The organism is Streptomyces chisholmiae, from assembly GCF_031845445.1.
GTDB classification, from domain to species: domain Bacteria; phylum Actinomycetota; class Actinomycetes; order Streptomycetales; family Streptomycetaceae; genus Streptomyces; species Streptomyces chisholmiae.
The window spans coordinates 33,307-59,748 of sequence record NZ_JAVREO010000017.1 but is presented as its reverse complement, the minus strand read 5'-3'; the positions used below and the strand labels follow the sequence as shown (position 1 = coordinate 59,748).

General features: G+C 74.4%; 26 protein-coding genes, 1 tRNA gene and 1 pseudogene. 13 read left to right on the top strand and 15 right to left on the bottom strand.

Annotation, left to right across the window (positions count from 1 at the left end):
* Positions 1-54: 54 nt before the first annotated feature.
* Positions 55-654, bottom strand: coding sequence for a hypothetical protein (locus RM844_RS24740; RefSeq protein WP_311669576.1), 600 nt, complete (start codon positions 652-654; stop codon positions 55-57).
* Between the two features lie 24 nt (positions 655-678).
* The gene (locus RM844_RS24735; RefSeq protein WP_311669575.1) at positions 679-2,451 is read right to left on the bottom strand and encodes a DUF6531 domain-containing protein; all 1,773 of its coding nucleotides are present in this window, start codon (positions 2,449-2,451) and stop codon (positions 679-681) included.
* 217 nt (positions 2,452-2,668) lie between these two features.
* Here RM844_RS24735 and RM844_RS24730 point away from each other — a divergent pair, with 217 nt between their 5' ends.
* The 5 genes from RM844_RS24730 to RM844_RS24710 all read left to right on the top strand — a co-directional run bounded on the left by RM844_RS24730 (position 2,669) and on the right by RM844_RS24710 (position 7,414).
* Positions 2,669-3,373 carry a response regulator transcription factor gene (locus RM844_RS24730; RefSeq protein ID WP_311669574.1) on the top strand — a complete coding sequence of 235 codons (705 nt, stop codon included), beginning with the start codon at positions 2,669-2,671 and terminating at the stop codon, positions 3,371-3,373.
* Between the two features lie 103 nt (positions 3,374-3,476).
* Complete coding sequence (locus tag RM844_RS24725; RefSeq protein WP_311669573.1) at positions 3,477-4,436, top strand: ATP-binding cassette domain-containing protein; 960 nt, start codon at positions 3,477-3,479, stop codon at positions 4,434-4,436.
* Positions 4,433-5,227 (top strand): ABC transporter permease subunit, encoded by a 795-nt coding sequence (locus RM844_RS24720; protein WP_311669572.1) that lies wholly within the window; start codon positions 4,433-4,435, stop codon positions 5,225-5,227. Before RM844_RS24725 ends, RM844_RS24720 begins: the two co-directional genes overlap by 4 nt.
* Before the next feature lie 459 nt (positions 5,228-5,686).
* Positions 5,687-6,106, top strand: a complete 420-nt coding sequence (locus tag RM844_RS24715) for a DoxX family protein (RefSeq protein ID WP_311669571.1) — start codon at positions 5,687-5,689, stop codon at positions 6,104-6,106.
* A 162-nt stretch (positions 6,107-6,268) separates the two neighbouring features.
* A complete protein-coding gene (locus RM844_RS24710; RefSeq protein ID WP_311669570.1) occupies positions 6,269-7,414 on the top strand; it encodes a MarP family serine protease in 1,146 nt (381 codons plus the stop codon).
* A 46-nt stretch (positions 7,415-7,460) separates the two neighbouring features.
* Here RM844_RS24710 and RM844_RS24705 read toward each other — a convergent pair whose 3' ends face one another.
* The 4 genes from RM844_RS24705 to RM844_RS24690 all read right to left on the bottom strand — a co-directional run bounded on the left by RM844_RS24705 (position 7,461) and on the right by RM844_RS24690 (position 10,037).
* On the bottom strand, positions 7,461-8,042 hold the full coding sequence (locus tag RM844_RS24705; protein ID WP_311669661.1) for a histone deacetylase: 582 nt from the start codon (positions 8,040-8,042) through the stop codon (positions 7,461-7,463).
* A gap of 50 nt (positions 8,043-8,092) precedes the next feature.
* Positions 8,093-8,323 (bottom strand): hypothetical protein, encoded by a 231-nt coding sequence (locus RM844_RS24700; protein ID WP_311669569.1) that lies wholly within the window; start codon positions 8,321-8,323, stop codon positions 8,093-8,095.
* A 176-nt stretch (positions 8,324-8,499) separates the two neighbouring features.
* Positions 8,500-9,354, bottom strand: a complete 855-nt coding sequence (locus tag RM844_RS24695; protein ID WP_311669568.1) for a fumarylacetoacetate hydrolase family protein — start codon at positions 9,352-9,354, stop codon at positions 8,500-8,502.
* 167 nt (positions 9,355-9,521) lie between these two features.
* Entirely contained in the window at positions 9,522-10,037 is a 516-nt protein-coding gene (locus tag RM844_RS24690; RefSeq protein ID WP_311669567.1) for an MFS transporter, read from the bottom strand.
* 133 nt (positions 10,038-10,170) lie between these two features.
* Here RM844_RS24690 and RM844_RS24685 point away from each other — a divergent pair, with 133 nt between their 5' ends.
* Positions 10,171-10,527, top strand: a complete 357-nt coding sequence (locus tag RM844_RS24685) for an immunity 51 family protein (RefSeq protein WP_311669566.1) — start codon at positions 10,171-10,173, stop codon at positions 10,525-10,527.
* A gap of 40 nt (positions 10,528-10,567) precedes the next feature.
* Here the strand turns inward: RM844_RS24685 and RM844_RS24680 are convergent, their stop codons facing one another.
* Positions 10,568-11,359, bottom strand: coding sequence for a VOC family protein (locus RM844_RS24680; protein ID WP_311669565.1), 792 nt, complete (start codon positions 11,357-11,359; stop codon positions 10,568-10,570).
* A gap of 178 nt (positions 11,360-11,537) precedes the next feature.
* Between RM844_RS24680 and RM844_RS24675 the strand changes: the two genes are divergently transcribed.
* Both RM844_RS24675 and RM844_RS24670 read left to right on the top strand, forming a co-directional pair.
* Positions 11,538-12,716 (top strand): cytochrome P450, encoded by a 1,179-nt coding sequence (locus RM844_RS24675; protein ID WP_311669564.1) that lies wholly within the window; start codon positions 11,538-11,540, stop codon positions 12,714-12,716.
* Between the two features lie 337 nt (positions 12,717-13,053).
* Positions 13,054-15,045 carry a glycosyltransferase gene (locus tag RM844_RS24670; RefSeq protein ID WP_311669563.1) on the top strand — a complete coding sequence of 664 codons (1,992 nt, stop codon included), beginning with the start codon at positions 13,054-13,056 and terminating at the stop codon, positions 15,043-15,045.
* 45 nt (positions 15,046-15,090) lie between these two features.
* On the opposite strand, the gene RM844_RS24665 is transcribed toward RM844_RS24670, so the two are convergent.
* The 7 genes from RM844_RS24665 to RM844_RS24635 all read right to left on the bottom strand — a co-directional run bounded on the left by RM844_RS24665 (position 15,091) and on the right by RM844_RS24635 (position 20,565).
* Positions 15,091-15,507: a hypothetical protein gene (locus RM844_RS24665; RefSeq protein ID WP_311669562.1), complete on the bottom strand. Its 417-nt coding sequence runs from the start codon at positions 15,505-15,507 to the stop codon at positions 15,091-15,093.
* 155 nt (positions 15,508-15,662) lie between these two features.
* Positions 15,663-16,184, bottom strand: a complete 522-nt coding sequence (locus tag RM844_RS24660) for a hypothetical protein (RefSeq protein ID WP_311669561.1) — start codon at positions 16,182-16,184, stop codon at positions 15,663-15,665.
* A 127-nt stretch (positions 16,185-16,311) separates the two neighbouring features.
* Entirely contained in the window at positions 16,312-17,538 is a 1,227-nt protein-coding gene (locus RM844_RS24655) for a helix-turn-helix domain-containing protein (protein WP_311669560.1), read from the bottom strand.
* Between the two features lie 302 nt (positions 17,539-17,840).
* A complete protein-coding gene (locus RM844_RS24650; protein WP_311669559.1) occupies positions 17,841-18,071 on the bottom strand; it encodes a hypothetical protein in 231 nt (76 codons plus the stop codon).
* A 304-nt stretch (positions 18,072-18,375) separates the two neighbouring features.
* Positions 18,376-18,452, bottom strand: a tRNA-Met gene (locus RM844_RS24645).
* 88 nt (positions 18,453-18,540) lie between these two features.
* A complete protein-coding gene (locus RM844_RS24640) occupies positions 18,541-19,491 on the bottom strand; it encodes an SMP-30/gluconolactonase/LRE family protein (protein WP_311669558.1) in 951 nt (316 codons plus the stop codon).
* 87 nt (positions 19,492-19,578) lie between these two features.
* Positions 19,579-20,565 carry an EamA family transporter gene (locus RM844_RS24635; RefSeq protein WP_311669557.1) on the bottom strand — a complete coding sequence of 329 codons (987 nt, stop codon included), beginning with the start codon at positions 20,563-20,565 and terminating at the stop codon, positions 19,579-19,581.
* A 199-nt stretch (positions 20,566-20,764) separates the two neighbouring features.
* On the opposite strand from RM844_RS24635, the gene RM844_RS24630 reads away from it, so the two are divergent.
* The gene (locus RM844_RS24630; protein ID WP_311669556.1) at positions 20,765-21,310 is read left to right on the top strand and encodes a MarR family winged helix-turn-helix transcriptional regulator; all 546 of its coding nucleotides are present in this window, start codon (positions 20,765-20,767) and stop codon (positions 21,308-21,310) included.
* A gap of 311 nt (positions 21,311-21,621) precedes the next feature.
* Here the strand turns inward: RM844_RS24630 and RM844_RS24625 are convergent.
* Positions 21,622-22,146, bottom strand: a pseudogene (locus RM844_RS24625) (GNAT family N-acetyltransferase); the annotation flags it as partial.
* Between the two features lie 143 nt (positions 22,147-22,289).
* Here RM844_RS24625 and solA point away from each other — a divergent pair.
* The 4 genes from solA (at position 22,290) to RM844_RS24605 (ending at position 26,434) form a co-directional block, all read left to right on the top strand.
* Positions 22,290-23,462 carry an N-methyl-L-tryptophan oxidase gene (gene solA / locus RM844_RS24620; protein WP_311669555.1) on the top strand — a complete coding sequence of 391 codons (1,173 nt, stop codon included), beginning with the start codon at positions 22,290-22,292 and terminating at the stop codon, positions 23,460-23,462.
* A 282-nt stretch (positions 23,463-23,744) separates the two neighbouring features.
* On the top strand, positions 23,745-24,005 hold the full coding sequence (locus RM844_RS24615; RefSeq protein ID WP_311669554.1) for a hypothetical protein: 261 nt from the start codon (positions 23,745-23,747) through the stop codon (positions 24,003-24,005).
* A gap of 576 nt (positions 24,006-24,581) precedes the next feature.
* The gene (locus RM844_RS24610; RefSeq protein ID WP_311669553.1) at positions 24,582-24,881 is read left to right on the top strand and encodes a hypothetical protein; all 300 of its coding nucleotides are present in this window, start codon (positions 24,582-24,584) and stop codon (positions 24,879-24,881) included.
* Positions 24,878-26,434, top strand: a complete 1,557-nt coding sequence (locus tag RM844_RS24605; protein WP_311669552.1) for an MFS transporter — start codon at positions 24,878-24,880, stop codon at positions 26,432-26,434. Before RM844_RS24610 ends, RM844_RS24605 begins: the two co-directional genes overlap by 4 nt.
* Positions 26,435-26,442 lie beyond the last annotated feature (8 nt).

Here is a 26,442-nt window from a genome sequence, read left to right as displayed (position 1 = left end):
GACCCCGCCGTTCGCGTCGGTCGTGGCGAGCAGGTTGCCCTCGGCGTCCCACTCTCAGCGGTGCTCGCCGCCGAGCGCGTCCGTGAACCGCGTGAGCCGCCCCTCCGGGGTCCACTCGCCGCGGGTCCGCGCACCCAGTGCGTCGGTCTGTTCGACGACTCTTCCGAAGGCGTCCCTGCGCAACGCGACGGTGCGGCCCAGTGGATCGACGATGGCGATCGGCAGGCCGGCGGCGTCGCACCGGTACTCGGTGCGGTGCCCCAACTGGTCGATCTGGGCGGCCAGGGCGCCGTTGGGATGGAACTCCTGGTGGACGGTGCCACCCTCCGGGTCACTGATCCGCACCCGGTTGCCCGCCTCGTCGTGTTCCTGCCGCCACACTCCGCCATCCGCCGTCGTGAACGCGGCGACCCGCCGGTCCGCGTCGCGCTCGACCCGTACCTCGGTACCGAACGGGCCAACCACCTCGGCCAAGGCGCCGTCCGCGCCGTAGTGGTATCGGGTGATGGCCCCGGTCGGATCGGTGACCGCGGTGGCGTGGTCGTAGCGGTCCCACTCCCAACGCGTGGTGTTGCCCAACGGGTCGCTCTCAGCGATGAGCTGAAAGCTGTCGTTGAACTGGTAGACCGTCCGGTCGCCGCGCGGATTGAGCACCGTCGTGCGGTGTGCCGTCGCGTCCTAGGCATAGTGGTACTCCAGGGCGCGGTCGGTGCCGGTGGTGTGGACGCAGCGGCCGTCGGCGTCGTAGGTGTAGGCGTACCAGTAGTTGTTGCGGTCTTCCCAACGGGTCATCCGGTGGTGTTCGTCGTAGGAGAACTTGAGCGGTCGGCCGGAGGAGTTGGTGATCTCGGCGAGGAGGCCGGCTTGGTTGTAGCCGTAGGTGAGCAGGGTGGGTTGGTCGGGGTCGTTGAGGAGGGTGAGGGCGGTGACGCGGCCTTGTTCGGCGGTGACGCCGAGGTGGTAGCCGCCGGAGTGGTGGATGTCGGTGGGTGTGCCGTGGTCGTCGTAGGCGAGGTGGACGCGGTTGTTGTTGCGGTCGGTCAGTGCGATCAGTGGCAGTTCGTGGCCCGGTCGGCCGGTGACGGGGGCGAAGTGCAGGGTGTGGCCGGTCTCCGGTCGGGTGACGCGTAGGGGGGTGCCGGGTTGGCCGTCCCATTCCAGGGTCCAGCGGGGGCCTTCGACGGGGAGGACGGGCTCGTCGGGAAGGGGGCGGGGGTAGAGCAGGGTCATGCCGTCGGCGGTGTACAGGCGGGCGCCGTGTTCTTCGAGGATGAGGCGTTGGTCGAGGGTGGAGGCCCAGGAGGTGCCGAACCAGCGTCCGGCGCGGTAGCTGGAGATGTGGTGGCGTTCGATGACCAGCGGCAGAACGCCGGGGAGTTCGACGTCGGTGGCGGACATGAGGAGTTCGCCGGTGGCGACGTCGACCGGGTCGCCGCAGGCGTTGCGGCCGTTCATCGGGATGCCGTCGCCGCGCAGTCGGCGGCCGAGGTTGAGGGCGCCCTGCCGGAGTCCCTTGAGGCCGGTGCTGGCCACGCCCCGCAGCCCGCGGGCGAGGCCGCCGAGGGTGGTCAGCCCCTTCATCCCGGGGATGCAGTCCAACGCCGCGAACGCGACGTCGAGGAGGCCCGCTTCACCGCGCGCGTATTTGATCAACGTGTCGGCGAGGACGACCAGCGCGGCGGCCAGCACCACCCAGGCCAGCGGACCACCGATGATCATCACCACGACGCCGAGCACCGCGACAATCACCTTGCAGATCTCAACCAGCGTGTCCCAGTTGTCCGTCACCCACTTGATGGCGTCCTGCCACCACTTCCGGTTCTGGATACCGGCGTCCGACGCCTCCTCCACACCCCGAGCACACTCCCGAGCCGCCTCCTCCCGCATCTCCAGGGCGTCGAGGGCGAGTTGACGGGCAGCGGCCAGGCGCTCCTCCGCGTCGTCCACCCGCCCCTGGGCGGCGCCGGCCGCCGCCTCCGCCGCCTGGTGATCGCGGGTCGCGGCCCGCACATCCGCCTCATCCGGCGGCTCCGCGTCCGCCCGCTCACCCTCCCGCCGCAGCCGCTCCGCCTCGTCCCCGGCCCGCCCCAACCAGTCCGTCGCATCCCCCAACGCCGACTGCGCCGACGCCAGATCGGCCTGCGCGGCCACCGCACGATCCAACGCCCGATCCGCCATCCCCTGCGCGGTCTGGAGCTTGGGCCAGTAGGTATGCAACGCCTGGGAGCAAAGGGAGTAACTGTCCTCCAGCTTGGTCAGGTTGTCCGGCACCCCGTCGAACTCCCGACGAAACGCGTCCGCCGACAACCCCGCCCAGTCCAACATGGCCCGCTCACCCGCCATGCCCCGGATCTTCCCCAACGCCTCACCGACATCGTCGGCGAAGTCCTGTAACGCGTCCGCGAGTTCGCGCACCTCGTCCGGCTCCCCCGGAGTCGGATCCCGATCCATGTCAACCGGCGACCAGTCAGACGGACGTACCATCTCTCGCCCCCCTCGCGAGTGGTTCCCCTCTCCAAATAAGCTAGGGGAGGGCCATGAAGGCGACAATGCGCCCGTGGATACTCCTCCACCTCATGGGTGGCCACGCCCCGGAACGGCTCCCCCTTCGACTCGGGACACGACCGGGACGGGGCCTTCGCGTGACGGTGCACCTAGGTTGGGAGCCATGTCCGCAGAGAATCCGCAGGGTGGGGCCGGGGCTCGGGTCCGGGTGGTGGTGGCCGACGACCAGACCGTGGTCAGGGCCGGCTTCCGGGCGCTGCTCGAACTGAGTGACGACCTGGCGGTGGTGGCCGAGGCGGCCGACGGGGAGCAGGCGGTGTCGGCGGCCCGCCGTACCCGCCCTGATGTGGTGTTGATGGACATCAGAATGCCCGGCGTGGACGGCCTGGAGGCCACCCGACGGATCGCCGCCGAGCCCGACCTGGCCGGCACCCGGGTGCTGGTGCTCACCACCTACGAGGCGGACGAGTACGTCTTCGAGGCGCTGCGCGCCGGTGCCGCCGGCTTTCTGCTCAAGGACGTCGAGCCGGCGGAGTTGCGCGAGGCGATCCGCACGGTGGCCGCCGGCCGCAGCCTGCTGGCGCCGGCCGTCACCCGCCGGGTGATCGAGGAGTTCGCCCGGCTGCGCGCGCCGCTGGCCGACGGGGCCCGCCGGCTGGCTCCGTTGACCGGACGGGAGCGTGAGGTGATGGCGCTGGTCGCCGGCGGGCTGAGCAACGACGAGATCGGCGCCCGGCTGCTGATGTCGCCGCTCACCGCCAAGACCCATGTGAGCCGGGCGATGACCAAGCTGGGCGCCAGGGACCGGGCCCAGCTGGTGGTCATCGCCTACGAGACCGGCCTGGTCAGGGCGGGCGCCGGGGAGTGAGCCCGGCCTGCTCCCGGCCGGCGGCGGGCGTACTCCCGACGCGGTAGCGGCCGACTCCCGGCGGCGGATGGCGGGCGCCGGCCCCGCGCCTAGCGTCGGCGGTGTGATCGAGGTACACGAACTGACCAAGCGCTACGGGGAGCGGACCGCCGTGGACCGCCTCTCCTTCGCCGTGCGCCCGGGCCGGGTGACCGGCTTCCTCGGCCCCAACGGGGCCGGCAAGTCCACCACCATGCGGCTCGTCCTGGGGCTGGACACCCCGAGCGGGGGCAGCTCCTGGATCGGGGGGCGCCCATACCGTTCGCTGCCCGCGCCGTTGTGCGCGGTCGGCTCGTTGTTGGACGCCAAGGGCGTGCACGGCGGCCGGTCCGCCCGGGCCCATCTGGCCGGGCTGGCGGCGGCGAACCGGCTGCCGCGGCGCCGGGTGGACGAGGTACTGGAACTGGTGGGGCTCGACCCGGCCACCGCCGGCCGCCGCACCAGGGGCTTCTCGCTGGGCATGGGGCAACGTCTGGGCATCGCGGCCGCGCTGCTGGGCGACCCCGAGGTACTGATGCTGGACGAGCCCGTCAACGGGCTGGACACGGACGGCATCCGCTGGATCAGGGAGCTGATGAAGTCGCTGGCCGCCGAGGGCCGCACCGTCTTCCTCTCCAGCCATCTGATGAGTGAGCTGGAGCTGACCGTCGAGCAGCTGATCATCATCGGGCGGGGCCGGCTGCTGGCCGACACCCCCATGCGGGACTTCATCGAACGGCACTCCCAGGCCGGTGCCCTGGTCCGGTCCCCGGAGCCGGAGCGGCTGCGGGAGGTGCTGGTGGCGGCGGGGGCCACCGTCCGGCCGGACGCCCGCGGCGGCTGGCTGGCCACCGGCCCCTCGGCCGCGGCGATCGGCGAACTGGCTCGGGCCAACGACCTGACGTTGAGCGAACTCACCCCGCATCGCTCCTCGTTGGAGGAGGTCTACACGGCGATGGTGGCCTCGGCCACCGAGTACCGGGGGCGGGCGGAAGAGCGCGGCCGGGCAGCCGGGCGCCGGGATACGGGGGAGGCGGGCGAATGAGCGACACGCTGGTGGTCGGGGAACGTCAGCGGGCGGTGCCGGTGGGCCGGGCCGGGTTCCGGGAGGCGCTGGCCTTCGAGTGGGTCAAGTTCCGAAGCCTGCGCTCCACTTCCTGGGTGGCCGCGGTGGCCACGCTGCTGCCGGCCCCGGGCGCGGCCTTCGTGGCCGCGACGGAGAGCCTGCAACCGGACGACACGGTGCTCGGCGGCAGCCTGACGCTCAGCCTGCCGGCCCTGTTGCTGGCCGCCGTGCTGGGTGCGCTGGTGGTGTGTGGCGAGTACGGCAGCGGCACCATGCGGGCCACCGTCGCCGCCGTGCCCCGGCGGGGCACGGTGCTGGCGGCGAAGGCGGCCCTGCTCACCGGGGTGCTCTACGTGCTGGCGTTGCCGTCCTGCGCCGCGGCCTACCTGGTGGGGGACGCCCTGTTGGACGACTCCTACGCGCAGGGCGATCCGCTGCCCGCGCTTTTCGGGGTGGCCGCCGCGTTCCCGCTGGCCGGACTCCTCGGGCTGGCCCTCGGCACCCTGATCCGGCACGGCGCGGGGGCGATCACCGCGGTGGTCGGGGTGCTGCTGCTGCCGGAGCTGCTGGCGCCGCTCTTCGGCCCGGCGGAGCCCTGGATCGCCGGCGTCTCGCCGACGGCGGCGCTCCAGAAGCTCACCCAGTCGTCGGACGCCTCGACGGCGGCGATGGGCTCGCTGGGCGGCTGGCCGTCCCTGCTGCTGGTCGCCGGCTACACGGGTGTCGCGCTGCTGGCCGCCGCCGCCCTCTTCGGCCGGCGGGACGTCTGACGGACGGACCCCGACCGGCGGGACGCCTGACCGGCGGGACATCTTCTGACGGGCGAGACGCCTGACCGGCGAGGCGTCTTCTGACGGGCGGAACGTCTGACGAGCGGGACCCCCAACAGGCGTGGTGTCCGAGGGGCGGGGTCCGCGGGCGAGACGGGGGCCTGGCGGGCCGGCGGGGGGCCGGCCGGACGGGCCACGGCGAGCGGGGGCGGGCAGGGCGGGCCAGCGGGGGTGGGGACCGGCGGCCGCGGGGGTGCGCCGGTCCCCACCCCGGTGGCCGGCCAGCGCGTTCACCCGGCTGGCGCACCGCCGGGCCGGCCGGCGCCCGGCACCGGCCGGGCGGGCCCGGGCCGGGGCGCCCGGTGCGCGGCGGCCCCGGCCGCCGCGCGCCCCGGTTGCCCGGCGGGGGCCGGCGCCGCACGGTGACAGCAGGCGTCTGCCCCTGCCCAGGAGGTGCCCATGGACGTGCTCGTACTGATCGGCCGCATCCTCTTCGTGCTGCTCTTCCTCAACTCGGCGATCGGCCACCTCACCCAGACCAAGGCGATGGCCGGGTACGCCGGCTCCCAGGGGGTGCCGTTCCCCTGGCTCGCGGTCTTCGGCTCCGGGCTGCTCCAGCTGGTCGGCGGGCTGATGGTGCTGCTGGGCGTGTGGGCGGACCTCGGCGCGCTGCTGTTGCTGGTCTTCCTGCTGCCGACCGCGCTGCTGATGCACCGGTTCTGGCGGGAGGAGGACGCCGAGGCGCGGCAGAACAGCCTGGTGCAGTTCCTCAAGGACCTGTCGCTGGCCGGTGCCGCGCTGATGCTCTTCGCCTTCTTCGCGCACGCCGGGGACGACCTCGGGCTGACCGTCTCCGGTCCGCTCTTCGACCTCGACTGAGCACCGGGCTTCCCCGTCGCGCCCGGCGGCCGATCGACTACGATCGTCGATCACCGTTAGTAGCGAAGCTCATGACCGTCACTGGTCGCCAGGTGCCGCCGGGAACCCTCGTTCCGGCCCTGCCGTTCCATAACCGACGAACGGGGCGAAGGGGGGTGCCGGGTGAACGCGCTGGATGTGCTGCTGCTGGTCGCGGCGCTCGCGGCGGCGGTCTCCGGGTTCTACCGCGGGCTGCTCGCCGGGGTGATCTCGCTCGCCGGGTTCGTCGGCGGCGCCGCCCTGGGCGTCTGGCTGCTGCCCTTCTTCGTCGGCGAGCTGACCCCCGGATCGGTCGCGGCCACGGTGGTCGCGCTGCTGGTGGTGCTGTTGCCGGCGGCGGTGGGCCAGGCGCTGGCCTGGCCGCTGGCGCTGCGCCTGCGGAACGCGGTGCGCTGGGCGCCGGCCCGCTGGCTGGACGGCGCGGGCGGCGCGGCGTTCAACGCGGTGGGCGTGCTGCTGGTGGCCTGGATCGCGGCCAGCGCCCTGGTGCCCACGCCGTCGCCCGGGCTCAACCGCGAGGTGCAGGGCTCGGCGCTGCTCGGCGCCGTGCAGGACCGGATGCCGGCGCAGGCCCCGACGTGGTTCAGCCGGGCCACGCACGCGCTGAGCGACGCCGGCTTCCCCCAGGTGTTCAACCCGTTCGAGAACGACCCCACGGTCGACGTGCCGCCCCCCTCGGGGGACAACGTCACCGAGGCCGCCGCGATAGCCGCCGAGCAGAGCACGGTCAAGATCGCCGCCAGCGCCGGCTTCTCCAGCGGGCAGGAGGGCAGCGGCTTCGTCTACGCCCCGGAGCGGGTGGTGACCAACGCCCACGTGGTGGACGGCGCGACGGTGGTCACGGCCCAGGTCGGCGGCGTCGGGCAGCGCCTGGAGGCCCAGGTGCTGCTGCTCGACCCGAGCATCGACGTGGCGGTGCTCGCGGTGCCCGGGCTCCAGGCCCCGGTGCTGGAGCTGGCCGAGGACGCCGAGCGGGGCGACCCGGCGGTGGTCGCCGGCTACCCGGAGAACGGCGGCCTCGACCTGCGGGCCGCCACGGTGGCCAGCCGCACCACGGCGCAGGGCCAGGACATCCACGGCCAGAGCGTGGTGAGCCGCGACATCTACTCGGTGCGCGGCCTGGTCCGCCCGGGGAACTCGGGCGGACCGCTGCTGACCACCGAGGGGCAGGTGTACGGCATGGTGTTCGCCCGCTCGGTGACCCACTCGGAGACCGGCTACGTGCTGACCGCCGACCAGATCCGCCCGCACCTGGCGCAGGCCGGCTGAGTCGGCCCGCACCGGGTGCGGGGCGGCCGCCGCGAGGCGCGGTCGGCTAGCCGGCCAGCAGCCGCCGGACCGTCGTCGGCGTCCACCACTCGCTGGCCCCGGGCCGGCCGGCCAGATAGGCGGCGGCCCGCTCGGCCGACCAGCCGTGCCCGCCCATCAGCCCGGCGCCCAGCGTCCGCAGGTAGGCGGCGGCCGGCGGGTTCCCCGGGTGGGTGGCCAGGCCCCAGGGGGCGGTGAAGGTCAGCATCGGCACCCCGGCCAGCACGCCCACCCGCACCAGCGTCTCGTAGCGCCCCGGCCCCAGGCGGGCCCGGTCGGCGGAGCCGAGCAGCGCTTCGAGATCGAGGTCGACCCCGACGGGCCGGCCCATCTCCTGCGCCGCCAGGTCGGAGAACTGCCCCACGGTCAGCAGGTGGGCGAGCGCCGGCGTGCGTCCCTCGGCGTCCGGGTCGAGGAACGCCCGGCCGCCGCTCCAGACCGCCGACTCGGTGGCGAAGTAGAGCGCGCCGGGCAGCGTCACCGGCGCCGAGCTGACCGGTGGGCTCGGGTCCCGGCAGCCGGGGTGGGTCCGCACCCCGCCGGGCGGGCGGCCGCCCCTGAGGTAGCAGTCGAGCCGCTCGGTGCACATGTTGGAGCCGTAGGCCGCGTACCAGACCAGAGCCGGCGGCGCCACGCCCGTCAACTCCGCGCCGGGAGGTCGTCGATCCAGGCGTACCGCGTGCCGCCGCCCTCCGTGGACCGCAGCTGGTAGAGACCCGAGCCGGCGTCCTCCTCCCGGCCGCGCCCGGCGGCCAGTATCAGCGGCAGCGGCACCTGCCCGGTGATCAGGAGATCGACCGTCCGGCCATGGCGCGGCCCACCGTCGAAGCGGACGCGGATCACATGGGGCGTCGAGGAGGTCTCAGCCATGGCGCCAACCTAACCAGGAGCCACCGACGGCGACATGGCGCGCGGGATGGGCCCGACCGCCCCCGACCCGCTGTTTTCCCGGCCCGCCGCCGGCCGCGCCCGCTCCAGACTCGCTCGAAAGAGTGAAGCCGGGAACGTCCGTAGCAGCGCGCGGCGCGGCGGCCCGCCCCCGCCGGTCAGGGCGCCGGGCGGCAGACGGAGCGCTGCCGGCCCAGCCCCTCGATCTCCAGCTCCACCACGTCGTCCGGCGCCAGGTAGGGGAACCGGCCGGAGAGCGCGACGCCCTCGGGCGTCCCGGTGTTCACGATGTCCCCCGGCTCTAGGACCAGGTACTGGGAGAGGTGGTGCACCAGGGTGGCGACCGAGAAGATCATGTCGGCGGTGGTGGAGTCCTGCCGGGGCTCGCCGTTGACCCAGGAACGCATCCGCAGCCGCTGCGGGTCGGGCACCTCGTCGGCGGTCACCAGCACCGGGCCGAGCGGGTTGAAGGTCTCGCAGCTCTTGCCCTTCGACCACTGCCCGCCGGAGTCCTCCAGCTGGAAGGCGCGCTCGGAGACGTCGTCGCTGACCGCGTACCCGGCGACGTGGGCCAGCGCGTCGTCGACCGAGTCCAGGTAGCGGGCCCGGCGGCCGATCACCACGGCCAGCTCCACCTCCCAGTCGGTCCGCTCCGCGCCGCGCGGGATGAGCACGTCGTCCCGCGGGCCGACCACGGTGTTCGGCGACTTGTAGAAGATGATCGGCTGCCGCGGCGGCTCGGCCCCGGACTCGGCGGCGTGCGCCGCGTAGTTCTGCCCGACGCAGAGCACCGCCGACGGCCGGGCGACCGGGGCGCCCAGCCGTTCCCCGTCGATCTCGGTGCTGGGCAGCAGGGACAGGTCGGGGATCAGTCCCGGGTCCTCGGTCAGCGCGGCCAGGAAGGCGCCGTCGATGTCGTCGGTGACCGGCCGCAGGTCGCGGTAGCCCTGACCGTCCGGCGCCACCAGCACCGGTCGTTCCCGTCCCGCCTCACCCACGCGCATCAATCGCATAATCGGCTGACTCCCCTGCTGTAGCTGCCGTTACCGGACATGTGATCCAAAGGGGCACTCTTCCCCAAGCGGCGGCCCGCGCTCAACCACGCGGCCCGGATTGCCGGGCCGGCGATGTTGTCCACAGCCTGTGGACAACGCGGGCGCCGCGACCGCCCCGCCGGCCGCTAGCGAGGCCCGGGCGCGGCCTCGTCGTCCCGCGGCGGCTCCCACCCGTCGGCCGGGCCGGCACCGGCCCGCCCAGTCTCGCCGCCGGCGGCGGCCCCACCCGGGCCGCCACGCGTCGACTGGGCCACCCGGCGGCCGAACGGCCGCCAGGCCACGGCGGTCAGCACCGCCATCACCCCGGCCGCGAGCCAGAACGGCCCGGTCACCCCCAACACCCCGGCGATCGGGCCGCCGACCAGCGCGCCGCGCGGCAGGTTGACCACCACGATCAGCCGTCGCCGGTCGAGGCGATCCACGAAGACCCCGCTGATCAGGGAGAACAGCAGCCAGGGCAGCTGTTGCACGAAGACCGCCCACCCCACCAGGGCCGGGCTGTCGGTGAGCGAGGCGACCAGCAACGGTGCCGCCGCGAGCGTCACGCCGTCCCCGATGTTGCTGACGACCGCCGCGGCCCACAGCGTGTGGAACGGCCGCCCGAGTCCCGCCCGCCGGCCCCCGCCGCCCCCACGTCGCATCAGCGCAGCCTAGGCCGTGCCCGCGGAGTCCGACCAGGCGCCGGGCGGTGACCGACACCCCGTCAGGGACAACCGGCCGGCTGAAGCAGCGGGTCAGCGGCTGCTGTCAGACCCCGCGGCTAGGGTCGGCCGCATGACAGACCGTGAGACCTTCGCCCCCCTCGTCCTCCTTGAGTACAGCCACCGCCCCGGGCACTACGGCCTGATGCTCACGGATGACGCCATGTTCGCCGTGGAAGGCGTGCTGGCGGAGTTCGGGCACGAGTCCAACGGCTACGCGTGGGCCGGCATAGCCAGGGCGGCCGTCGCCACCCGGGCGCCGGAGATCGGGGAGCGGATCAGCTTCGACCCGGAGGCGGGCATGTTCGTCGCCTACGGCGAGGACGCGGCCGCGCTGCGGACGCTGGGCGCGCTGTTGAAGGAGGCGTACGAGGACCCGGCGGTGTTGCGGGAGTTCGTCACGGCGGGCGAGCCGAGTTCGTTCGACTGACCGCCGGCGGGGTCGCCATGGCGGACGGGCCCGAGGCCGGTCAGGGCTCCAGGGGCGGGGGTTCGCCCTTGGTGGTGGCCACGTCGATCACGGAGAGGGAGGCGCCCTGTGGGTCGGTGATCGCGGCCATTCGGCCGAACGGGCTGTCCGTCGGCCCGTTGCGCACGGTGCCGCCCAGCCGCTCGACGGTCGCCACCGCGGCGTCGCAGTCCGGCACCGCGTAGTAGACGTCGATCCGGGGCGCGACGGTGGGCTCGTCCGGCGCCGGGGAGTAGCGCCCGCCGACCATCTGGTCGCCGACGTTCCAGACCCGGTAGTCCATCCCCTCGTCGCCGCCCATCCGCCGGGCGCGGAACGGGAAGACCTTCGGGAAGAACGCGTCGGCCGCCTCCGGGTCCCGGGTGACGACCTCGCTCCAGACGAACGCGCCCGGCGCGTCCACCTTGCCGAAGCCCCGGTGCCGGCCGGGCTGCCAGACGCCGAAGAGCACTCCGCCCGGGTCCCAGCCCAGCAGCATCGCGCCCAGGTCGCCCACCTCCATCGGCTCCGCCAGCAGCTGGCCGCCCTGCTCCCTGATCCGGGTGGCGGTGGCCGACACGTCGGGCGAGGCGAAGTAGAGCACCCAGGCCGGCGGCACCTCCTGCCCGGGCAGCTGCGGGGAGAGACCGGCCACCGGAACGCCGTCCGAGAACGCCTGGGTGTAGTGCCCGAACTCGGCGGCGCCCTCGTCGAAGGTCCAGCCGAACAGCTCGCCGTAGAACGCCTTGCCCGCCGCCAGGTCGGGCAGGGTGGCGTCGGCCCAGCAGGGCACCCCCTCGGGATAGGTGGGCATCAGAGCGACCTCCTGAACGGCTCGCGAGGGCGGCGTGCGCGCCCCGCGCACCAGGCGCGGGGCGCGGCTTTCGCGCCGGTCTGTCCCCTCCACGCTAGCCACCGGCACGCCGTCCCGCAGTTCCACCCGCCTCCCCACCCGGTGCCGCGGGCGTCTCGGGCCGGGGACAATGGGCGCGATGAGCACGCGCACGCCGCCCCGCCTCCCCGAGCCGTTCACCGAGCGGTTCACCGCCGACCCGCACGCGGCGCTGGCCGCGTTGCGCGAGGCCGCGCCGGTGCACCGGGTGGCGCTGCCCGACGGCTCCCCGGTCTGGCTGGTCACCCGGGACGCCGACGTGCGCCCACTGCTCGCCGACCCCCGGCTCTCGGTCAGCAAGCGGCACGCCCGCACCCCCTGGCGTGGCTTCGCCCTGCCTCCCGAGCTGGACGCCAACCTGCTCAACCTGGACGGTGCCGACCATCTGCGGCTGCGCCGGCTCGTCTCGCACGGCTTCGCCCCGCGCCGGGTCGCCGCGCTGCGTCCGGCGATCGAGGCGGCGGCGCGGCGCCACGCCGAGCGGCTCACCACCGACCTGGTGGCGGAGTACACCGGCCCGCTGCCACTGACCGTGATGAGCGACCTGTTCGAGGTGCCGGAGGCCGACCGCCGGCCGTTCGCCGACTGGATCTCCACCCTGCTGACGCCGCCCAGCGCGCGGGCCGCCGCCGAGGCGCTGGCCGGGGTGCGGCGCTTCCTGTTGGCCCTGGTCGCCGACCGGCGGGCCGCACCCCGCGACGACCTGCTCTCCACGCTGATCGCCGCGCGGGACGAGGCCGACCGGCTGTCCGAGGACGAGTTGGTCTCACTGGCCTTCCTGCTGCTGGGCGCCGGCATCGAGAACGTGCGGCACACGCTGAGCGCCGGGCTGCTCGCGCTGAGCCGGGAGCCGGCCCAGCTGGCCGCGCTCCAGGCCGATCCGGCGCTGCTGCCCGGCGCGGTCGAGGAGTTCCTCCGGCACGGCCACCCGAACCTGATGGCGCTGCGGCGCTTCGCGACCGAGCCGCTGACGGTGGCGGGGGTCACCGTGCCGCGCGGGGACACCGTGCTGCTCGGTCTGGCCTCCGCCAACCGCGATCCGCGCCGGTACCGGGAGCCGGACCGTTTCGACCTGCGCCGGGCCGATCCGGCCGGGCAGCTCGCGCTGGGGCAGGGCGTGCACTACTGCCTGGGGGCCCCGCTGGCCCGGCTGGAGCTGACGGTCGCGTTGACCACCCTGCTGCCGCGGCTGCGTCCCGGCTGCTTCGGCGCCCCGGGCTGGGCCACCAACGTCCGCTCGCACGCCCTGGCCCGCCTGCCGCTGGCCGCCGGCTGGTAGCCGCGGCCACCCGCGTCCGGGACGCGTGGGACCCGGCCCGGACGCGGCCGGGACGGCGACGCGGGGCCTCTGGTCCCCTGGGGCGGTAGCCGCTCGACGGCGGGTGGACGTCACCGGTACGGATGAACCACGGCCCGCCGGCGGGCCGGGCCCGGCCCGTCAAGACCGCGCCGGGGCAAGCCGGTTCGGCCACCGGCCGCCGACCGGGGCCGCATGGGCACCCCCGTTCGTTGTGTCACCATCTGCCGCGTTCGACACGTTCGTCGGACGGCTCACTCGACCCTGGGCCGCCGCCCGTCCGGGGCGGCGCCGCCGCACCGGAACTCAGGCGGAGACCGTGAAGATCACCTTTCTGCTGCACAACGCCTATGGCATCGGGGGCACCATCCGCTCGGTGGCCAACCTCTCCGCCGCCCTCGCCGAGCGCCACAGCGTCACGGTGGCCAGCCTCTACTGCCACCGGGACACCCCGGGCCTCGACTTCGACCACCGGGTTCGGATGGTGGGGCTGATCGACCAGCGGGAGGGCTCAGCCGACCTCCAGCTGCCGGCCGCCGGGCAGCCCAGCGCGCTCTTCCCGGCCTCGGTCGGCTCGGTGTCCGCGCTGACCGACCAGCGGATGGCGGACTACCTGACGCACTGCGACGCGGACGTGGTGATCAGCACCCGCCCGGTGCTCAACGTCTACCTGGCCAGGTACGGGGTGCCGGGGCGGTACCTGCGGATCGGGCAGGAGCACTCCACGCTGCGGGTGCGGGAGGAGGCCGGGCACCGGGAGCTGCAACTGGCCGCCGTCGCCCAGCTGGACGCCTTCGCGCCGGTCTCCAGCCACGACGCGGCGGCCTACCGGGCCGCGCTGCCGGAGGCCGCCGGCCGCATCCGGCACATCCCCAACTCCTCGCCGGCGGCGGCGGTGAGCCCGGCCACCGGGGAGAGCCGGCTGGTGGTGGCGGCCGGCCGGCTGGTCGCCCAGAAGCGCTACGACGTGCTGATCGACGCCTTCGCCCGGCTGCGCGCCGACTTCCCCGACTGGGAGCTGCGGATCTACGGGCGGGGGCCGCTGCGGGACCCGATGCTGGCGCAGGTGGACGAGCTGGGGCTGGCCGGGCGGGTCCGGCTGATGGGCGCGGTCGCGCCGATCGACACCGAGTGGGCCAAGGGCGCCATCGGCGCGGTCTCCTCGTCCTGGGAGTCCTTCGGACTGACCATCGTGGAGGCGATGGCCTGCGGGCTGCCGGTGGTCTCCCGGGACTGTCCCTACGGGCCGAGCGAGATCATCACCCCGGGTTCGGACGGGCTGTTGGTGCCCATGGAGGAGGGCGCCGACGGGCTGGCCAAGGCGCTGGGCGCGCTGATGGCCGACCGGGGGCGCCGGCGCGAGATGGCCGCGAACGCGGTGCGCACGGCCGCCCGTTACGAGCCGGCCGTGGTCGCCGAGGCGTACGAGGAGCTGTTCGCCGCCCGGCCGCGCGGCGGCGGGCTGCGGCGGCTGCGCACCCGGCTGCGCCGCCGGCCCGACCGGCGGCTGGTGGTGGCGGCGAGCGCCGAGGCGCCCGCCCGGCCGGCGGCGCACTGCGTGGCCACGCCGGCCGGTGGCTTCACCGTGGCGCTGGCTCCGGCCGAGCCGGGCGATCTGGTGCTGCGGCTGCGGGACGACCCGGAGGGCCGGCAGCTGCGGCTGCCGCTGGACCGGGAGGGCCGGGGCGCCGTGGACCGGGCCGAGCACCAGCTCGCCGAGGGGCGTTGGGACTGCTACGTGACCGCCTCGACGGCGGCCAGGGCCCGCCGGCTGGTCGCCCACCGGGTGGAGCAGGCGGCCCTGGTCGACGCGGTGCCGACGGTGGGCGAGCACGGCGTGACCGCGTGGATCCCCTACACCACCAAGGAGGGGAACCTGACGATCCGCACCTGGCAGCGGCCCACCCACGCCGAGGTCGCCGACATCACGCTGGACGAGGACGCCGCGCTGATCACCGCCACCCCGCACGGGCCGCCGCCGGAGCTGGCCGTCGGCGTGCGGCAACAGGAGCCGGACGTACTGGACTTCGAGATGCCACTGCGGCTGCTGCCGACCGGGCGGGTGCAGCTCACCATCCCCTACGAGCGGGCGCTGGCCGCGCCGCACGGCCGCTGGAACCTGCTGGTCCGGGCGGCGGACGGGACGCTGATCCCGCTGGGCCGGATCGGCGGGGACACCGTGGACCGGGCGCGGACCGATGTCTATCCGCTCGTCACCCGGGGCGCGAGCACGCTGCGGCTCAGCTACACCGGCGACCACGACCTGGTGCTCACCACGGCGCCCGTGCGGCCGACGGAGACCGCGCACTGAGGGCGGGAACCCGGGTCCGCCGAGCCCGGGCCGCGCCGGCCGGGCTCAGCGGACCCGGCCGGGCGGCAGCGGCGAGGCGCCCGGTATCGCCCGGCGGGTGAGGTCGCTGGCACAACCGTCGCAGAGCGCCGTGATCCAGACCTCCCCGCCGCCGCCCCGGAACCGGGGCCGGCCGGCACCGCCACACAGCTCACAGGTGCGCTCGGAGGCGGTCTCCGTCGAGTCGGTCAACTGGGTGGCCAGGTCGGCCCACTGACCGTCGAAGTCGCCCTGGTCGTCGAAGCGGTCGGCGACGCAGATCCGCAGGCCGCCGAGGCCGCGCTCACACTTCTCGATCCGGTAGTCGGGGGCGAGGGCGAACAGCTGCTGGTGCAGCCGGGCCAGCAGGGCCGCCCAACCGGGCCCCACCGACTCCGTCCACGCGGGAAGCTGCCACTCATCGTGGATGACGAGGTCTGCCATACCCCCATGCTGGCGTATGGGTCTGACAATGCGGCCGGCGAAGGACCGCCCACTTCCCGACAGGCGGCAATCGGCCAGGCCGCCCACCGCTCCCCCGTCCCGTCCCCTCGTCCTCGCCCCTCGTTCCGGCCCGCCCCGCCCCGGCCCGCGCCGGGTCAGTGCTGGTGGCACCAGCAGTCGCAGGCCAGGTAGATGACCGGAATGCCCACCGGCGGCGGCGGGGCCACCGCCTTGGTGCAGGAACGATGCCCCCCGATGTGGCACTCGACGGTCCGATAGGCGTCCGGGGGGCGCCGACCGCCCACCGCGACCACCGCCAACACCGCGTGCAGCACCGCGGGATCGGTCAGGCAGAAGCCGCGCGGCGGGATCAACCAGCGGGCGCACGGCCCCTCACTGCGGGACGGCGGGGGGACGGTGAGCCGCTCACCGGCCCCCAGCACCGCGATCCCCGGCAGCCGCCAGCCCTCGGCCGCACCCACCGGCACCAGCCAGAACATCGCGTGCTCCGCCGGGAGATGGATCACCGGGCCGGTCCGGTCGCCGAGCCGCGCGATCGCCCTGGCCCCCTCGGGGCCGCCCGCCCTGACCGCGTCGAACCACCTGCCGCAGGGCAGCACCCGCGCGCCCTGGTCGGCGGTAGGCAGCCACGCTGGATAGGGAAGTTCCGTCTGCACAAAGCACCTCCGGCATCTCTGGCGAGCGACCCGCTACCGAAAGTACCCATGTCATTACTATCAGCATGAGGGAGAGGAATACGAGCTGTTCAGCGGCTCTGATTCGATCGGCCGCCGCCGACCACCGTCAGGCCCGCAGGTGGAACCGCGCGGACATCCGGCGCAGCTGCTCCCGCACCCCGGACCGCTCGCCGCAGATGATCCGCCGCAGCGTGGCCCGGGCGATCGGATGGTTCCTGACCAGCTGCGGGGCGGTGCGCTCGGCAGCCGACAACTCGGCCACCGCCAGCTCTCGTTGGCCCGACCAGAGGTAGGCCCTGGCCAGGTCCATCCGGTAGTGGCCGCGCCGGGAGGCCGGCAGGGCGGCGACGACCGAGGGGTCGAGCCGCTGGTGCAGCCGCAACGCCTCGTCCTGGCGGCTCAGTTCGAGGGCGATGTTCACCCCGTGGATGCCGACGTTGCCGGCGCTGAAGGTCAACGAGTGCCGGTCGTCGGGAAGTTGGGCGGCCACCGCGACCCGCTTGGCGGCCTCGCCGGCCAGCGACAGCCGGTGCCCGGCCTCGCCGGCGTTGCCGGCCCTGGCGGCCGAGACGGCGGCCCGGAGCTGGAGCGATCCCCAGACCCGGAGGGCGGGGGGATCACCGCGCTCGTACGCCTCGGCGGCGCCGCGCAGCGCCTTGTCGCCCAGCGCCAGCGCGTCCTCCCAGTCGGCGGTGGCCCACATGTCCCAGGCGCGCATCCAGTCGACGACCGCCGGCAGCAGCGGGTCGCCGGACCGCTCGGCGGCCCAGGTGGCCCGCTCGGCGGCCAGGGTGATCAACTCGGGGTGCCCCAGGGCGTGTGCCGAGGTGTGGGCGAACTTGCAGGCGACGGCGTAGACCGCGAAGGCGGCCTCGCGCTCGCCGCCGGTCGAGGTCTCGGCCAACGCCCGTGCCTCGCACAGCAGGTCGGGCAGCAGGCTGAGGATGCCGGTGTTGTCGGCGTCGTCGCGCAGCCGGTGCAGCCGGCGCATCGCCGCCCAGAGCGCGGCGGAGGAGCGCGGGGTGCCCTCGAAGCTCGGCGTCAGGTCGTAGCGGCGCAGCTCCCGCAGGGTCATCGCGGCCGAGACCCGCCACTGGTTCTCCGCGGTGCTGCCGTTGAAGGGGCGCTCGATCAGTTCGTTGGGGTGGATGTGCAGCACGCCGGCGAGCGCGTTGATGACGCTCGCCCGGTCCAGCTCGATGTCGCCGCTCTCCACCTTGGAGACCCAGCTCTGGGTCCGCCGGAGGCGGGCGGCCACATCGGCCTGGGTCAGGCCGAGACGCAGTCGGGCCCGGCGCATCCGCTGCCCGATGGACTCGTTCTCCTCCGCCATCACCAGCCCACCCCCGGGCCGTCAACGGCCATACCTGTCAAGGGAGTTGTCGGGAACATGCATGTCCTCCAGGAGCGACCCGGCACTTGGCACCCCGGACGCTACCCCCGGCGTCGGCCCGGTCACCCCTCCTCCTCCCACCCGCGACACCCGTTCGACCGGCCACCCGAACGGAACGAACTTTCGGACCAGGTCGAAAGGGCGGTCGTTCTGCTCGGGTGGGATCAGGATGCGATCGACTCGCGGGTCAGGAGCGGTCGTTCGGATCGTCGCGGGGCGCGCGTCGATCCCAACGCCGTCCCTCAGCCCCGCTCGGGCGGGGCCTCCTCGCCGGCGCCCTCCGCACTCTCCGTCTCCTCGGCCGCCGGCTCGGCCGGGGTGAGGCCCTTCTTCGCGGCCTTGGCCGCGGCCCGACGCTGGGCCCGGTTGCCCTGCGGGTCGGGGGTGACCTCCTCGGCCTCGGTCAGCGGGCGGAAGCCCTGCCTGGGCTGGAAGTTGCTGCCGCGCTGCGGCTGGGGTGCCTTCTTCGCCACGGTGGTTCCTTTCTCGGTGATCAGCTGGTCTGGGTGATCGGATGGTCCAGTCTGCCGGTACGGGGCGACCGGTCGCCCCCCATATAGCGGGGGCAACGCCAGGACTTCCGCCGGGCCGACGGCCCGCCGACGGTGGTGAACGGTGGTGGTGCGGAGGTGCGCCGGGGCGCGGGGCCGATCCGGCGACCGCCCTTCCCGCGCACGACCGAGGCGCTCGCGCGCGGCACGACCGACGAGCGGGCCGCCGGGGCGGGGCCACAAACGAGCAGTGGGCCCGATGCCTAGGCATCGGGCCCACCAACCGTGGTAGCGGGGACAGGATTTGAACCTGCGACCTCTGGGTTATGAGCCCAGCGAGCTACCGAGCTGCTCCACCCCGCGTCGTGATCTCAACTCTACGCCATCCCGGAGGGTGCTCACGACCATCGGGCTTCCCGGCCCCGCCCGGACCTCGCGCGGCCCCCGCGGGTCAGCGCTCGGCCGACCGCGTCGGGTACACGCCGGGCAGCGGCGGCAGGCCGGTGACGCTCGTCATCAGGGAGTAGATCGTGGTGGTGCCGGCGATGAACATGCGGTTCCGCCGGGGGCCGCCGAACCGGATGTTGGCCACCGTCTCGGGGACCAGCAGCCGGCCGAGCAGCGTGCCGTCCGGGTGATAGCAGTGGACGCCACCCTCCAGGGCCGCCGCCCAGAGCCGGCCCGCGTCGTCGAAGCGGATGTTGTCGAACTTGCCCTGGACGCACGTGACGAAGACGCCGTCGTCCCGGAGCGTGCCGTCGTCCAGGACCGTGAACGAACGAATGTGGTTGGCGACGCTGTCCGAGACCAGGAGCCGCTTCTCGTCGGGCGAGAAGACCAGGCCGTTCGGGCCGAGGAAGCCGTCGGCCACCAGGCGCACCTCGCCGGAGGCCGGGTCCACCCGGTAGACGTTGCGGGCGCCGATCTCGCTCTCGGCCCGATGCCCCTCGTAGTCGCTGCTGATGCCGAACTCCGGGTCGGAGAACCAGACCGAACCGTCGGAGCGCACCGCCGCGTCGTTGGGGCTGTTGAGCCGGCGGCCCTGGAACCGCTCGGCGAGCACCGTGACCGAGCCGTCGTGCTCCGTCCTGGTGACCCGGCGGTTCCCCTGCTCGCAGGTGACCAACCGGCCCTGGCCGTCCAGCGTGTTGCCGTTGGGGAAGCCCGCCGGGGCGCGGAACACGCCGACCTGCCCGGTGGTCTCGTCCCAGCGGAGCAGCCGGTCGTTGGGGATGTCGCTCCACACCAGGCCGCGGGCGGCCGGGAGGTAGAGCGGGCCCTCCGCCCAGCGTGAGCCGCGGTGCAACGTCTCCAACTGCCGGTCTCCCCGGTCGCACCAGCCGGTCGAGAAGCGCTCGTCCAGCACCTCGTACAGCGCGGCCCGCGCGTTCACCACGGACATGCCCTCACCTGGCCCTCCGTCAGCCCTGATCTCCGGTCTCCGGGCCATTGTCGCCCCGAGCGGCCGAGCGGCCCACGGCCCGGACCGTCAGCCGCCGGCCGCGGCGGCCGGCACCCGCTCCGCCCGCTGGCCGGAGCCCGCGGCCGACCCGGCCGCCACCGGGCGGCCGCCCCGCCCGGCGCGCTGCCCCCAGAGGACCCCCGAGAGGACCAGCAGCAGACCGACCACCTGCCAGCCGGTCAGCGACTGCCCCAGGAGGAGGAGCCCGGCGAAGGCGGCGACCACCGGGTTCGCCAGGCCGAGGAAGGACATCGACGAGGCCGGCAGCCGCTCTATGCCCCGGAACCAGAGGGCGTAGGCCAGCGCCGTGCCTATCAGCCCCAGGTAGGCGTACCCCACGAGATGACTCGCGGTCGGCACCGGCGGCGCGCCCTCGACGATCAGCGCCACCGGGGCGAGCATCAGGCCGCCGGCCGTCAACTGCCAGCCCGTCAGGGCGAGCAGCGAGACCCCCTCGGGCCGGCCCCAGCGCTTGGCGAGCACCACGGCCAGCGCCATCAGCGCCGTCGCCAGCAGCAGCGCGGCTATCCCCGCGCCGTCCAGCGCCGCCTCCGAGCGCAACACCAGCAACGCGACGCCGACCACCCCCACCAGCGCGGCCGGGACCGTGCCCCGACCCGGCCGCACCTTCAGCACCACCAGGCCGAAGCCGGCGACCAGCAGCGGGGAGAGCGCGCCGATCGTGGAGGCGACGCCGCCGGGCAGCCGGTAGGCGCCGTAGAAGATCAGCGGGAAGAAGGCCCCGAAGTTCAACAGGCCGAGCACCGCGGCCTTCCACCACCACTCGCCCCGGGGCAGCCGGCGGGTGAAGGCGAGGAAGAGCAGCCCGGCGGGCAGCGCGCGCAGCGCGGCGGAGAGCAGCGGGCGCCCCGGCGGCAGCAGCTCGGTGGTGGTGACGAAGGTCGTCCCCCAGGCGGCGGGGCCGAGCGCCGCCAGGCCGGCGACGGCCCAGGGCCGACCGGCCAGCCGCCGCCACACGCCGGGCGCCCCGCGCCGCGACTCGCGCTCCGCCATGACCACCACTTCCTCTCGCTCCCGCCTCCGGAGGCCAACCTCTCAAGGCTGGTCTTCTCAAAGGTGATCTTCTCAACGTTGAGCTAACTTAGGGTAGTCTTGCACCCGGGATTCCCCTACGTCAAGTAGCTGAAGGTTAAGCTAGTGCTCCCACACCCCCGGCCGGCCCGGCCTCCCGAGACCCGAAGGACCGACCCCGATGAAGGACAGCCAAGAGCGGCCGGCGGCCGACCCGGACAGGGCCACGGACGCCGTGGACGAGCTGACGGCGCAGTGGCGGCGGGAGCGGCCCGACCTCGGCGATCTGGAGACCATGGCCCTCGTGGGCCGGATCAACCGCGCCTCGACGCTGCTGTACAAACGGATGAAGCCGGTCTTCACCGCGCACGGGCTGGAGAACGCGGAGTTCGACGTGCTGGCCACGCTGCGGCGCGCCGGCGCGCCGCACGAGCTGACCCCGAGCGAGCTGGTGCTCTCCTCGATGGTCACCTCAGGCGCGATCACCAACCGGCTGGACCGGCTGGAGCACAAGGGGCTGATCGAGCGCCGCCCCGATCCGCGCGACCGGCGGGCCGTCCGGGTCCGGCTCACCGACCCGGGGCTCGACCTGGTGGACCGCACGGTGGTCGCCCATCTGGCCAACGAGGAGCGGCTGTTGACCGCGCTGCCGGAGGCCGAGCGCGAGGTGCTCAACACCGCCCTCCGGCGACTGCTGATCGCGCTGGGCGACACCCGGCTGGGCTGACCCTGGTCCCCGACCGACCCGGGCGGACCGGGGCGGAGGCCGGCCCGCCCCGGGCAGGCGCCAGGGCCGGGGCCGGGTGCGGCCCACCGGGCCGGGGCCAGTGCGGGCGCCGGGATCGAGCGGGCACGCCGGCCAAGGTGGACACCGGGGCCCAGACCGCGGCGGGGCGCCCGGCCAGGCGCGGGAGCCGGGGCGGAGGCCGACACCGGGGCCGGGGTTCAGACGCGGGCCGAGGCCGGGACCGGCGCCAGGTCGGACGCCCGGGGCCCGGACCACGCCGCCGGCGCCCCGCCAGGCCGGACGCCCGGGGGTCAGCGGAGGTGGCGGCGCATCGCCAGCCGGGGCCAGCGGTCCAGGCCCAGCTCCGCCTCCCGCCGCCGCACGGCGCGCAGCTCGGGCCCCAGCTCCTCCGGCGCCAGCTCGGCGAAGCCACACCGGCGGTAGTAGGGCGCGTTCCACGGCACGTCGGCGAAGGTGGTCAGGGTCAGGGCGGGCGCGCCCCGCTCCCGCGCGTACCCGGCGAGGTGCTCCAGCAGCGCGCGACCGATCCGCCGGCGGGCGTGCTCGGGATGGACCGAGACCTGCGCCACATGGACCTCGTCGTCCACCCACTCGGCGATCAGATAGCCGATCGGCCAATCGTCCTGGTCCACCGCGACCCAGGCCAGCCCGGCGGCCAGGTGCTCGGCCAGCTCGGCCACGCCGGGTGGTTCGTCGTCCGCGATCTCCGTCATGCCCAGCGTGCGGAAGGGCTCGCCCGCCGCGCGCTCGATGTCCCGCAGCAGCGGCAGGTCCTCGTCGGTGGCGCTCCTGATGCGCATGCGCCCAGTCTGCCGTCCCCGGCTCCGGCGCGTGACGGCGGGCGCCCCCCGCCGGCCGGGGGTGGCCCTGACAGACTTCCGGTGACCGGCGGGTGCCGGCCCGCGCCGCCGGGCGGGGCGCTCGGGAGCGAGTCGGAGGAGAGGGAGGCGTCAGGGCCATGGCCTCGACCAGTTATGACGCGATCGTGCTGGGCGTCGGCGGCATGGGCAGCGCCGCCGTGCACCGACTGGCCGCGCGCGGCGCCCGCGTGCTGGGCCTGGAGCAGTTCGGCCCGGCGCACGCCAGGGGCTCAAGCCACGGGGGTTCCCGGATCATCCGCCAGTCCTACTTCGAGGGCTCCGCCTATGTGCCGCTGCTGCTGCGCAGCTACGAGCTGTTCGCCGAGCTGGCCGAGGAGAGCGGGCGCGAGCTGCTGCTCAGCTGCGGCGGGCTGATGATCGGCGCGCCCGACAGCCAGACGGTGGCCGGTTCGCTGGCCGCCGCGCGCGACTGGGACCTGCCGCACGAGCTGCTGGACGCGCGGGAGGTGCGGGCGCGGTTCCCGACGCTCACCCCGGCCGCGGGCGAGGTGGCCTTCTGGGAGGAGCGGGCCGGTCTGGTCCGCCCCGAGGAGACGGTGCGGGCGGGCATCGAGGCGGCCACGGCGGCCGGCGCCGAGCTGCGCTTCGACGAGCCGGTGACGTCCTGGGAGGAGCTGCCCGGCGGCGCCGGCGTCCGGGTGCGCACCCCGCTGGGCCGTTACACGGCCGACCAGCTGGTGCTCTGCCCCGGCGCCTGGGCGCCCGGGCAACTGGCCTCGCTGGGCGTCCCGTTCGCCGTCGAACGGCAGGTCATGTACTGGTTCGAGCCGAGCGGCCCGGCGGGCGTCACGCCGTTCCTGCCCGACCGGCACCCGATCTACATCTGGGAGGAGTCGGACGGCACCCAGCTCTACGGCTTCCCGGCGATCGACGGTCCGGAGGGCGGGGCCAAGGTCGCGTTCTACCGGATGGGCGAGGGCGCGTGCACGCCGGAGACCATCGACCGGGTGGTGCGGCCCGACGAGGCGGCGGCCATGGCGGAACACGCCGGCCGGCTGCTGCCCACCCTGCCGGGGCGGCTGCTGCACGCCGCCACCTGCATGTACACCAGCACCTCCGACGACCACTTCGTGATCGCGCGGCATCCTGGGTACCAGTCGGTCACGGTGGCCGGGGGCTTCTCCGGGCACGGCTTCAAGTTCGTTCCGGTGGTCGGCGAGATCCTCGCCGAGCTGGCCCTGGACGGCGCCACCCGGCATCCCATCGACCTCTTCGACCCCGCCAGGTTGACCGGCCCGGCCCCAAGCTGAGTCCACCGCCGGCCGGACGGCGCGGCAGACGCCGGGCGGGCGGACGGCGCGGCAGACGCCGGGCGGGCGGAGGGCGCGGCAGACGCCGGGCGGGCGGACGCCGGGCGGGCGGACGCCGGGCGGACGGCGCGGCGGTTGACCAGGGGGCGGCGTCCACCATGCAACAAGTGGCCGCGCAGAATGCAGGAAGGTGCGTTGGCTGCCCATCGATTATCGACCTTCGCGGCGGCAGAGTTGTCCCCATCGAGAACGCGGCAACCGAACTGCTCCGAAGGGGACATCATGCGAATCCAGGCTCGCGGTAATGCTCTCGCGAACGACAGGTTCAAGCTCCGTCAGTTCGTGTTGTATTCGCTGTTCGGAACGGTCCCGTTGGCCCTCGCGGGCGCCGGCACCGCATTCGCCGCCGCACCGGGACCGGAATGGTCGGTCAGATCCGCCGACCAGGGAAGCACGGCGGTGGGCGCCGACCACGGCCCGGTGGTGGGCGTGTTCGGCGCCACCGACGACGACCTCGACCCCGACGTCCACGACTGGGGCTGAGCCCCCGCAGCCCAGTGCCCGCAGGGGCGCCCGCCGACTCCGCGGCCCGGCACCCGCACGGCCGGAGCGTCACGGGGCACTGCCGGAGCACTGCCGGAGCACCGCTTGGCAGTCGCCGGGGCGCCGCCCCCGGAGCACCACGGAGCGCCGTCGCACCACCCGCACCACCGCCTGGCGGCGGAATCGGATCCCGCCACGATCATTCCCGTGGGATTCCCGCTTCCGACCGTGAATTGACCGGGCCGGAATGTGTCGGCCACCGAAAGTCGATCACCTTCCGCCCCGCGCCTCGACCGCCCCGGACTTCCGTCCGTCCAAACACACCGGAACCGGCCGTCGAACGAATGTCCCGGCCCAGTGGGCAAGTTGGCCGAGCCCGTCGGATTTCCGGCCCGAGCAGGGAATCCGCAACGGTCCGGCCGGCCGCCCGGGCCACCCGGCGCGTCCCCCCGACAGCAGCCGCCGCCCCCGCTCACCGCCCCGCCCCGCTCACCGCCCCGGTGGCCGCGCCCCGCCGGGTGTGTCCCGGGCGGACCGCCCCCAGGTGACATCCCCACCACCCTCACAAGGAACACGATGCAGAGACACCAGGTACGGATCAAGGCCACCCCGGGGTCCCCGCCCGGGGCCGCCCCGGAGACGGCCGCGTTACGGCTGATCACCCTGCTGCCCGGGCAGTGGTCGGCGACGCTCCTGTCGTGCACGGAGGACACCGCCACCCTGGCGCTGACCCGCCCGCGCGGCACGTCCCAGGAGGCGTCGGAGGCCGTGGACCGGACACTGGGCGAGGCCGCGATGCGCGGCTGGGTCAGGGACGGCGAGGTGCGCACGCCACCCGACCACCCGGTGAACACGTGGGAAGGGAAGCGGTCATGACGCAGGAGCCCGAGGAGCCCCGGGACCCCCAGGAAACCCAGGAAACCCGGGGAACCGAGAACCCCCGGAGGACCGAGGACGCGAGCCGGCCGGCCGCCGACGCCGCGGCGGGCGACGCCAAGGCCCCCGCCGCCCCGGCGGTGGACGCGGCCGAGGCCGAGGTGCCCTGGCACGCCGACCCCACCCTGCGCCTGCTGGTGGTCGGCAGCCTGCTCAACGGGCTGGCGTTCTTCGCGACGCTGCCCTTCCTCGCCCTCTACCTCTCGGACATCTCCACGCTCTCCGAGGCCCAGATCGGTCTGGTGGTGGGCAGCGTGGCCCTGGTCTCCTCGTTCGGCGGCGCCGTCGGTGGGCTGTTGACGGACCGGCTGGGCGGCGTGCGGCTGATCCAGTCCGGCCTGCTGTTCAACGTGGGCGCCTACGCGGCACTGGCCGTGACCCGTGAACTCTCCCTGATCATCGTGCTGGTGTGCCTGCTGGGGGTCGGCCGGCTGCTCACCGAGCCGGCGATGAAGAAGCTGCTGTCGCTGGCCGCGACCGGCTCCGGCGAGGCCGTCTTCCGCATCCGCTATGTGACGCTCTGCCTGGCGGCCACCGTCGGGCCGCTCGGCGGCGCCGCGCTCTACGCCGTGGCCAACTGGATGATCTTCCTGACCCCGGCGGTGATCTTCGCCGGCTACTACCTGCTGGTGCTGACCCGCGCCCAGCCGCTGCGCGCCCTCGACCTGCGCCCGCGGGACGGGTCCGACGGCCAGGACGGCGGCTGGCGGGTGGCGGTCCGCGACCGGCTGCTGCTGAAGGTGGTGACCGCCGGGCTGGTGCTGTTCCTGGTCTTCTCGCAGTTCGAGTCGATCATCCCGCTGTACATCAAGAACGTGCGCGGTGAGGACGCGGTCACCTACTTCTCGCTGCTGCTGGCCCTCAACGCCGCGCTGGCCATCGCGATGCAGTGGCCGGCCACCTGGCTCTCCAAGCGGATGACGCAGCAGCGGCTCGCCCTGCTCGGCTGTGTGGCCTTCATGTTGGCGGCGGTCTTCTTCCGGGGGCTGGAGACGCATCTGCTGCTGCTCTTCGTGGGCGTCGTCTTCTGGACGATCGGCGAGGCGCTGCTCTTCCCGATGCCGGACACGGTGATCCACACCATCACGCCGGACTCCAGGAAGGGCGCCTACTTCGGCTTCGCGGAACTCCGCTACCTGGGCTTCTTCGCCGGCCCCGTGGCCGGGGGCGCGCTGCTCGGCGCCTCGTCCACGCTCTACTTCGGCGCGATGGCGGTGACCATCTTCGGCACCTGGGTGCTGCTGCGCGACCGGCGGCTCTACCCGAACCAGGCGGCTGGCGCCGGCGCCACGACCAGCCCGGCGACCGACGCCGAGACCGTGGCGGCCAAGGCCGAGGCCAAAGCCGAAGCCGGCTCCGAGACCGAAACCGGTACCGAAGCCGGCTCCGCAGCCGGCGCCAAGGCCGAGACCCGGGCCGAGACCGGGGCCGAAGGCGGCGCCGGGCAGGCCACCAGGGTCACCAGGCCCCCGGCCAACTCCATCCAGACCTAAGGAGGCAG

What these genes read in the sequence shown, in the direction of transcription:
- RM844_RS24735 (WP_311669575.1), bottom strand. Translation starts at nt 2,451, where the DNA reads ATGGATCGGGATCCGACTCCGGGGGAGCCGGACGAGGTGCGCGAACTC.
- RM844_RS24730 (WP_311669574.1), top strand. Translation starts at nt 2,669, where the DNA reads ATGTCCGCAGAGAATCCGCAGGGTGGGGCCGGGGCTCGGGTCCGGGTG.
- RM844_RS24720 (WP_311669572.1), top strand. Translation starts at nt 4,433, where the DNA reads ATGAGCGACACGCTGGTGGTCGGGGAACGTCAGCGGGCGGTGCCGGTG.
- RM844_RS24715 (WP_311669571.1), top strand. Translation starts at nt 5,687, where the DNA reads ATGGACGTGCTCGTACTGATCGGCCGCATCCTCTTCGTGCTGCTCTTC.
- RM844_RS24705 (WP_311669661.1), bottom strand. Translation starts at nt 8,042, where the DNA reads ATGTGCACCGAGCGGCTCGACTGCTACCTCAGGGGCGGCCGCCCGCCC.
- RM844_RS24700 (WP_311669569.1), bottom strand. Translation starts at nt 8,323, where the DNA reads ATGGCTGAGACCTCCTCGACGCCCCATGTGATCCGCGTCCGCTTCGAC.
- RM844_RS24695 (WP_311669568.1), bottom strand. Translation starts at nt 9,354, where the DNA reads ATGCGATTGATGCGCGTGGGTGAGGCGGGACGGGAACGACCGGTGCTG.
- RM844_RS24690 (WP_311669567.1), bottom strand. Translation starts at nt 10,037, where the DNA reads ATGCGACGTGGGGGCGGCGGGGGCCGGCGGGCGGGACTCGGGCGGCCG.
- RM844_RS24685 (WP_311669566.1), top strand. Translation starts at nt 10,171, where the DNA reads ATGACAGACCGTGAGACCTTCGCCCCCCTCGTCCTCCTTGAGTACAGC.
- RM844_RS24680 (WP_311669565.1), bottom strand. Translation starts at nt 11,359, where the DNA reads ATGCCCACCTATCCCGAGGGGGTGCCCTGCTGGGCCGACGCCACCCTG.
- RM844_RS24675 (WP_311669564.1), top strand. Translation starts at nt 11,538, where the DNA reads ATGAGCACGCGCACGCCGCCCCGCCTCCCCGAGCCGTTCACCGAGCGG.
- RM844_RS24665 (WP_311669562.1), bottom strand. Translation starts at nt 15,507, where the DNA reads ATGGCAGACCTCGTCATCCACGATGAGTGGCAGCTTCCCGCGTGGACG.
- RM844_RS24655 (WP_311669560.1), bottom strand. Translation starts at nt 17,538, where the DNA reads ATGGCGGAGGAGAACGAGTCCATCGGGCAGCGGATGCGCCGGGCCCGA.
- RM844_RS24640 (WP_311669558.1), bottom strand. Translation starts at nt 19,491, where the DNA reads ATGTCCGTGGTGAACGCGCGGGCCGCGCTGTACGAGGTGCTGGACGAG.
- RM844_RS24635 (WP_311669557.1), bottom strand. Translation starts at nt 20,565, where the DNA reads ATGGCGGAGCGCGAGTCGCGGCGCGGGGCGCCCGGCGTGTGGCGGCGG.
- RM844_RS24630 (WP_311669556.1), top strand. Translation starts at nt 20,765, where the DNA reads ATGAAGGACAGCCAAGAGCGGCCGGCGGCCGACCCGGACAGGGCCACG.
- solA (WP_311669555.1), top strand. Translation starts at nt 22,290, where the DNA reads ATGGCCTCGACCAGTTATGACGCGATCGTGCTGGGCGTCGGCGGCATG.
- RM844_RS24615 (WP_311669554.1), top strand. Translation starts at nt 23,745, where the DNA reads ATGCGAATCCAGGCTCGCGGTAATGCTCTCGCGAACGACAGGTTCAAG.
- RM844_RS24610 (WP_311669553.1), top strand. Translation starts at nt 24,582, where the DNA reads ATGCAGAGACACCAGGTACGGATCAAGGCCACCCCGGGGTCCCCGCCC.
- RM844_RS24605 (WP_311669552.1), top strand. Translation starts at nt 24,878, where the DNA reads ATGACGCAGGAGCCCGAGGAGCCCCGGGACCCCCAGGAAACCCAGGAA.